Source organism: Streptomyces prasinopilosus (assembly GCF_001419695.1).
In the GTDB taxonomy this organism is placed as follows: Bacteria; Actinomycetota; Actinomycetes; order Streptomycetales; family Streptomycetaceae; genus Streptomyces; species Streptomyces prasinopilosus.
In genome coordinates this window covers 1-8113 of sequence record NZ_LIRG01000466.1, presented here as the reverse complement: position 1 = coordinate 8113, position 8113 = coordinate 1, and the positions used below count along the sequence as shown (strand labels likewise).

Below are 8113 nucleotides of genomic sequence, written 5' to 3'. Positions count from 1 at the left end.
CCGGCGCCCCCCGGCGCCGGGTCGTGGTCGCCGTGGACGTGCCCGAGGGGGCGGTCTCGGCCGATCCGGCCGGTCCCGGCGCGCTGTGGGTCGACGGGCCGGTACGGCTGGCCCGGGCGGCCGCGGTGCACGTGGACGCGGCGGACGCGGAGCCGGACGTGGCGTCGGCCGCGCGGGCGCTGCCCGCGGCGGACGGCGGGGACGAGGGCGCGCAGTCCGTCGTGGACGGCGCGGAGGACCACGAACTGCTCTGGTACGCCACGCAGGAGATCCCGAACCTGCTGGGACCGGCGGCCTAGGTCCCCCGCCCGGGCCGGAGCGGGCCGGAGCGGGTCGGGCGGCCCGGTTCGCGGAGGGGCCCGGTGCCGGCCTCGTGGTCCCGGCCGCCGGGTGCGGCGCCGACCCGGCGGCCTCCCGGCTGTCAGTGCCGGCGGGTACTTTCTTCCCATGGGGACGCACAGGGACGCGCACATCGTCTGGGACTGGAACGGCACGCTGTTCCACGACGTCGACGCGGTCATCGGGGCGACGAACGCCGCCTTCGCCGAGCTCGGCCTGCAGCCGCTCACGCTGGAGCGGTACCGGGAGCTGTACTGCGTACCGGTACCGAAGTTCTACGAGCGGCTGATGGGGCGGCTGCCCACCGGGGCCGAGTGGGAGCTGATGGACGCGACCTTCCACCGGTACTACACCGAGCACCGGGTGCGGTGCGCGCTCGCCGACGGGGTGGCGGAGCTGCTGGCCGGATGGTCGTCCGCGGGGCGCAGCCAGTCGATCCTCAGCATGTACGGGCACGAGGACCTCGTGCCGCTGGTCCGCGGCTTCGGCATCGAGTCCCACTTCCTGCGCGTCGACGGGCGGACCGGTCCGTCCGGCGGCGGCAAGTCGGAGCACATGGTGCGCCACCTCGGCGCGCTGGCCGGTGTGGACCCGGCCCGCACGGTGGTGATCGGGGACGCCGCCGACGACGCGCTGGCCGCGCGGCACGCGGGGGCGAGAGCCGTGCTCTACACCGGCGGTTCGCACAGCAGAGCCAGCCTCGAAGCGGTGGGCGTGCCGGTGGTGGACACGCTGGCGGAGGCCGTCGAGGAAGCGGAACGCCTGGCGGCTTGAGCCGGACGCCGGGAGCCGGGCCCCGGCCCCCGGACGCCGCGGCGGACGGCGGGCGGGCGGCGGACGGACGGCGGCCGACCGCGTGCCGCCGGGCGCGCACTGTGCAGAACGTCAAAGTTCCACCCCGTGTTTTGTACACATACGGCTCATGACGGGCCCCCCGCGAGGGGGGATAGCCTGGGTGACGTGATCAGCGCGATAGCTCGCGGGGGCCTCGTCGTCCCCGTTGTGCGCCCGGAGAGCACGGACGACATCCGTGACCGGGCGGCGCTCGCTGGTCCTCGCGGGCGGGACGGGACCCGGCGGGTCCCCGAGGCGCGCCCCGTTCCCCGGGTGCGGACGACGCAGAGAGCAGCGTCACACCCGTCGGGCGCGTCGAAATCGGCAGAGAAGCCCCCGCTCGTCTCATCCCGCGGCATAGCGTCGGTACGGAGCGGACAACCCGTGTCGTACCTCCGCGCCGCGGGCGCGGAGACCGTACTTCCTTCTACGTCACGCAACGGCGCGCGACAGGAGCCAGAGGACAATGCAGACCAAGCTGGACGAAGCAAAGGCCGAGCTGCTCGAAAAGGCCGCCCGGGTAGCTGAGAACAGCCCGGCCGGGGGGAAACTGCCGACCGGGACGACGGACAAGGGCATGCCCGACCGGGACACCGTGCTCGCGTTCCTCCAGCGCTACTACCTGCACACCGCCCCGGAGGACCTCGTCGGCCGCGACCCGGTCGACGTCTTCGGATCCGCCTTCTCGCACCTCCGGCTGGCCGAGAACCGTCCCCAGGGCACGGCCAGCGTCCGGGTCCACACCCCGACCGTCGAGGAGAACGGCTGGACGTGCAGCCACTCCGTCGTCGAGGTGGTCACCGACGACATGCCCTTCCTCGTGGACTCCGTCACCAACGAGCTGACCCGGCAGGGCCGCGGCATCCACGTCGTCATCCACCCGCAGGTCGTGGTCCGCCGCGACCTCACCGGGCAGCTGATCGAGGTGCTCACCGCCCCGTCCGCCGACGAACTCCCGCACGACGCCCACATCGAGTCCTGGATCCACGTCGAGACCGACCGCGAGACCGACCGCGGCGACCTCAAGCAGATCACCGTCGACCTGCTGCGCGTCCTGTCCGACGTCCGCGAGGCCGTCGAGGACTGGGGCAAGATGCGGCAGGCCGCCACCCGGCTGGCCGAGGGGCTGCCCGACGAACCCGTCCCCGGGGACATGTCCGGGCAGCAGGTCGAGGAGGCCCGGGAGCTGCTGCGCTGGCTCGCCGACGACCACTTCACCTTCCTCGGCTACCGCGAGTACCAGCTGCACGACGACGACTCGCTGGCCGCCGTTCCCGGCACCGGCCTCGGCATACTGCGCTCCGACCCGCACCACCTCACCGACGACGGCCACCCGGTCAGCCCGTCCTTCGAGCGGCTGCCCGCCGACGCCCGCGCCAAGGCGCGCGAGCACAAGCTGCTCATCCTGACCAAGGCGAACAGCCGGGCCACCGTGCACCGGCCGTCGTACCTGGACTACATCGGCGTCAAGAAGTTCGACGCGGACGGCAACGTCGTCGGCGAGCGCCGCTTCCTCGGCCTGTTCTCCTCGGCCGCCTACACCGAGTCCGTCCGCCGGGTCCCGGTGATCCGCCGCAAGGTCGAGGAGGTCCTCGAGCGCGCCGGCTTCTCGCCGCACAGCCACGACGGCCGCGACCTGCTGCAGATCCTGGAGACCTACCCGCGCGACGAGCTCTTCCAGACCCCGACCGAGGAACTCCGGGCCATCGCCACCTCGGTGCTCTACCTCCAGGAGCGCCGCCGCCTGCGGCTCTACCTGCGCCAGGACGAGTACGGGCGCTACTACTCCGCCCTCGTCTACCTCCCCCGCGACCGGTACACCACCGGTGTGCGGCTGAGGATCATCGACATCCTCAAGGAGGAACTCGGCGGCATCAGCGTCGACTTCACCGCCTGGAACACCGAGTCGATCCTCTCCCGGCTGCACTTCGTGGTCCGCGTCCCGCAGGGCACCGAGCTGCCGCAGCTGTCCGACCACGACCGGGAGCGCATCGAGGCCCGGCTGGTCGAGGCCGCCCGCTCCTGGGCCGACGGCTTCGGCGAGGCCCTCACCGCCGAACTGGGCGAGGAGCGCGCCGCCGAACTGCTGCGCCGCTACGCGAACGCCTTCACCGAGGGCTACAAGGCCGACCACACCCCGCGCGCCGCCGTCGCCGACCTGGTCCGGCTCGAACAGCTCGACGACGAGAAGAACTTCGAGCTCAGCCTGTACGAGCCGGTGGGCGCGACCCCCGAGGTGCGCCGCTTCAAGATCTACCGCAAGGGTGAGGCCGTCTCCCTCTCGGCCGTGCTGCCCGTGCTCCAGCGGCTCGGCGTCGAGGTCGTCGACGAGCGGCCCTACGAGCTGCGCCGCGACGACCGCAGCGTGGCCTGGGTCTACGACTTCGGGCTGCGGCTGCCCAGGGCCGCGGGCGTCGCCGAGCACTTCGGCGACGACGCCCGTGAGCGGTTCCAGGAGGCCTTCGCGGCGACCTGGACCGGCCAGGCGGAGAACGACGGGTTCAACGCCCTGGTGCTGAGCGCCGGGCTGACCTGGCGTCAGGCGATGGTGCTGCGCGCCTACGCCAAGTACCTGCGCCAGGCGGGCTCCACCTTCAGCCAGGACTACATGGAGGACACCCTCCGCAACAACGTCCACACCACCCGGCTGCTCGTCTCCCTGTTCGAGGCGCGGATGTCGCCGGAGCGGCAGGGTGCCGGCTTCGAGCTGGTGGACGCCCTGCTGGAGGAGGTCGACGCCGCCCTCGACGAGGTCGCCTCGCTCGACGAGGACCGCATCCTGCGCTCCTTCCTCACGGTGATCAAGGCGACGCTGCGCACCAACTTCTTCCAGGAGGCGAGCGGCGGACGCCCGCACGACTACGTCTCCATGAAGTTCGACCCGCAGGCCATGCCCGACCTGCCGGCGCCCCGTCCGGCGTTCGAGATCTGGGTGTACTCGCCGCGGGTCGAGGGCGTGCACCTGCGGTTCGGGAAGGTCGCGCGCGGCGGCCTGCGCTGGTCGGACCGCCGGGAGGACTTCCGCACCGAGATCCTCGGCCTGGTCAAGGCGCAGATGGTGAAGAACACCGTCATCGTGCCGGTCGGCGCCAAGGGCGGCTTCGTCGCCAAGCAGCTGCCGGACCCGTCCGTGGACCGCGACGCCTGGATGGCCGAGGGCGTCGCCGCGTACCGGACGTTCATCTCGGCGCTGCTCGACATCACCGACAACATGGTGGCCGGCGAGGTCGTGCCCCCGGCGGACGTCGTCCGGCACGACGGGGACGACACCTATCTCGTCGTCGCGGCCGACAAGGGCACCGCCAGGTTCTCGGACACGGCCAACGAGGTCGCCCAGTCCTACGGCTTCTGGCTCGGCGACGCCTTCGCCTCCGGCGGCAGCGCCGGATACGACCACAAGGGCATGGGCATCACCGCCCGCGGCGCCTGGGAGTCCGTCAAGCGGCACTTCCGGGAGCTGGGCGTGGACACCCAGACGCAGGACTTCACGGTCGTCGGCATCGGCGACATGTCCGGTGACGTGTTCGGCAACGGCATGCTGCTCAGCGAGCACATCCGCCTGGTCGCCGCCTTCGACCACCGGCACATCTTCATCGACCCCGCCCCGGACGCGGCCGTCGGCCACGCCGAGCGCCGCCGCCTGTTCGAGCTGCCGCGCAGTTCCTGGGCGGACTACAACACCGACCTGCTGTCGGCCGGCGGCGGAGTGTTCCCGCGGACCGCCAAGTCCATCCCGGTCAACGCCCAGATCCGCGAGGCCCTCGGCCTCGACTCCGACGTCACCAAGATGACCCCGGCGGACCTGATGAAGGCGATCCTCAAGGCGCCGGTGGACCTCCTGTGGAACGGCGGCATCGGCACGTACGTCAAGGCGTCGAGCGAGTCCAACGCCGACGTCGGCGACAAGGCCAACGACCCCATCCGGGTCGACGGCAAGGACGTGCGGGCCGCCGTCGTCGGCGAGGGCGGCAACCTGGGCATGACCCAGCTCGGCCGGATCGAGGTCGCGCTGCACGGCGGCCGGATCAACACCGACGCCATCGACAACAGCGCCGGCGTGGACACCTCCGACCACGAGGTGAACATCAAGATCCTGCTCAACACCCTGGTCGCGAACGGCGACATGACGGTCAAGCAGCGCAACAAGCTGCTCGCCTCGATGACCGACGAGATCGGCCGGCTGGTGCTGCGCACCAACTACGCGCAGAACACCGCGATCGCCAACGCCCTGGCCCAGTCCAAGGACATGCTCCACGCCCAGCAGCGCTTCATGAAGCACCTGGTGCGCGAGGGCCACCTCGACCGGGCCCTGGAGTTCCTGCCCACCGACCGCCAGATCCGCGAGCGGCTGAGCGCCGGGCAGGGCCTGACCGGCCCGGAGACGGCCGTCCTGATGGCCTACACGAAGATCACGGTCGCCGACGAGCTGCTGAGCACCTCGCTGCCCGACGACCCGTACCTCAAGGTGCTGCTGCACTCGTACTTCCCGGCCCCGCTGCGCGAGCAGTTCCCCGACCGGATCGACGCGCACCCGCTGCGCCGCGAGATCACCACGACCGTCCTGGTCAACGACACGGTCAACACGGGCGGCACGACGTATCTGCACCGGATGCGGGAGGAGACCGGAGCGTCGCTGGAGGAGATCGTCCGGGCCCAGACGGCGGCCCGCGCGATCTTCCGTTCCGCCACGGTGTGGGACGGGGTGGAGGCGCTCGACACCAAGGTCGCGGCGGACGTCCAGACCCGCATCAGGCTGCACTCGCGCCGGCTGGTGGAGCGCGGCACGCGCTGGCTGCTGAACAACCGGCCGCAGCCGCTGGAGCTCGAGGAGACGGTGGCGTTCTTCGCCGAGCGCGTCGAACTGGTCTGGTCGCAGCTGCCGAAGCTGCTGCGCGGCGCGGACCTGGAGTGGTTCCAGAAGATCCACGACGAGCTGGCGGGCGTCGGTGTCCCGGCGGAACTCGCCACCCGCGTGGCGGGGTTCTCCGCCGTGTTCGCGGCGATCGACATCGTGTCGGTGGCCGACCGCACGGGCAAGGAGCCGCTGGACGTCGCCGAGGTGTACTACGACCTCGCCGACCGGCTGCGCATCACCCAGCTGATGCACAGGATCAGCGACCTGCCCCGCGCCGACCGCTGGCAGTCCATGGCCCGCGCGGCGATCCGCGAGGACCTGTACGCGGCGCACGCGGCGCTCACGGCCGACGTCCTGGCGGCGGGCAACGGCACGTCCACACCGGAGCAGCGGTTCAAGGTGTGGGAGGCGAAGAACGAGGCCATCATCGGCCGGGCCCGCACCACCCTGGACGAGATCCAGAGCTCGGACACCTTCGACCTGGCGAACCTGTCGGTGGCCATGCGGACCATGCGGACGCTGCTGCGCTCGCACTCGTGAGGCGGTACGCGGTGAGGCGGTGAGGCGGTACGCGCCCGCCCGTCCACGGCGCACGGCACAACCCGCGGGGGCGCCCCGGACCACTACGGTCCGGGGCGCCCCCGCGGCGTCGCGGTGCCGTTGTCAGGCGGGCTCCGGAGCGGGCTCGGGCTCGGACCCGGTCCGGGGCCCCACCTCGGGCCGCTCGGGGCGCTCGGGCTGCTGGGGGCGCTCGGGCCGCCCGGGCTGCTCCGGGTGCGGTTCGGTCTCGGCCTTCGGCTTCGGCTTGGGCTTCGGTTTCGGCTTGCGCGCCCTGTCCGGGCCGCCGGTGAACTTCTCGTACTCCTTGAGCACCTCGTCGGTCGGGCCGTCCATGCGCAGCTCCCCGCGCTCCAGCCACAGCACGCGGTCGCAGGTGTCGCGGATCGACTTGTTGCTGTGGCTGACCAGGAACACGGTGCCGGCGTGCTTGCGCAGCTCGCGGATGCGGGTCTCGGAGCGCTTCTGGAAGGAGCGGTCGCCGGTGGCCAGCGCCTCGTCGATGAGCAGGACGTCGTGGTCCTTGGCGGCGGCGATGGAGAAGCGCAGCCGGGCGGCCATGCCGGAGGAGTAGGTGCGCATCGGCAGGGTGATGAAGTCGCCCTTCTCGTTGATGCCGGAGAAGTCGACGATCTCCTGGTAGCGCTCCCGGATCTGCTCGCGGGACATGCCCATCGCGAGCCCGCCCAGCATGACGTTGCGCTCGCCGGTGAGGTCGTTCATCAGGGCGGCGTTGACGCCCAGCAGGGAGGGCTGGCCGTCGGTGTAGATCCGGCCGTTCTCCACCGGGAGCAGACCGGCGACGGCCTTGAGCAGGGTCGACTTGCCCGAGCCGTTGGTGCCGATCAGGCCGATGGCCTCGCCCCGGTAGGCGGCGAAGGACACGTTCCGCACGGCGTGCACCGTGCGCACGCCGGACGCCCTCTCGGTCTTGCGGCGGCGCACGATCCGGTTGAGGGCCGCGGTGGCGGAGCCGCGTCCGGCGCCGGTGCCGTTGACCCGGTAGACGATGTCGACGCCGTCGGCGACGACGGTGGGGATCTTCTCGTCGGTGTTGTCAGCCACGGCCGTAGGTCTCCTCAGCCTTCCAGAAGTAGACGAAGCCGATCACGCCGGCCAGCAGCGCCCAGCCCACCGCGAACGCCCACACGTGCGACGGCAGGTACGAGGACCCGTAACCGTCGATCATCGCGAAGCGCACCAGGTCCATGTAGACCGCGGCCGGATTCCACTGCAGCACGTCGGCCAGCCAGGACGGCACGTCCTTGTCGGCGAGCATCGCCGGAATGCTGAACATCACGCCCGAGGCGTACATCCAGGTGCGCAGCACGAACGGCATCAGCTGCGCCAGGTCCGGGGTCCGGCTGCCCAGCCGGGCGAAGACCAGCGCGAGCCCGGTGTTGAAGACGAACTGCAGCAGCAGCGCGGGCACCACCAGCAGCCAGGACAACCCCGGCATGCTGCCGAACGCCATCACCACCACGACCAGCACGACCATCGAGAACAACAGCTGCTGCAGCTGCTGCA

5 protein-coding genes are annotated in these 8113 nt (G+C 71.6%); 3 read left to right on the top strand and 2 right to left on the bottom strand.

Translation table 11 applies throughout. From position 1 onward, the window contains the following. The 3 genes from AOK18_RS19585 to AOK18_RS19575 form a co-directional block, all read left to right on the top strand. On the top strand, window positions 1–299 hold a 299-nt coding region (locus AOK18_RS19585; protein WP_420865624.1), incomplete at its 5' end, for a DUF6912 family protein. 148 nt (window positions 300–447) lie between these two features. Continuing rightward, window positions 448–1113 (top strand): HAD family hydrolase, encoded by a 666-nt coding sequence (locus tag AOK18_RS19580; RefSeq protein ID WP_055570557.1) that lies wholly within the window; start codon window positions 448–450, stop codon window positions 1111–1113. A gap of 526 nt (window positions 1114–1639) precedes the next feature. Beyond that, window positions 1640–6568: an NAD-glutamate dehydrogenase gene (locus AOK18_RS19575; protein ID WP_055695206.1), complete on the top strand. Its 4929-nt coding sequence runs from the start codon at window positions 1640–1642 to the stop codon at window positions 6566–6568. Window positions 6569–6691: 123 nt separating this feature from the next. On the opposite strand, the gene AOK18_RS19570 is transcribed toward AOK18_RS19575, so the two are convergent. Continuing rightward, the gene (locus AOK18_RS19570; protein ID WP_240503242.1) at window positions 6692–7651 is read right to left on the bottom strand and encodes an ATP-binding cassette domain-containing protein; all 960 of its coding nucleotides are present in this window, start codon (window positions 7649–7651) and stop codon (window positions 6692–6694) included. Continuing rightward, window positions 7644–8113 (bottom strand): ABC transporter permease (locus AOK18_RS19565; protein ID WP_157865129.1); only part of this gene is annotated, 470 nt, incomplete at its 5' end. The genes AOK18_RS19570 and AOK18_RS19565, both read right to left, overlap by 8 nt.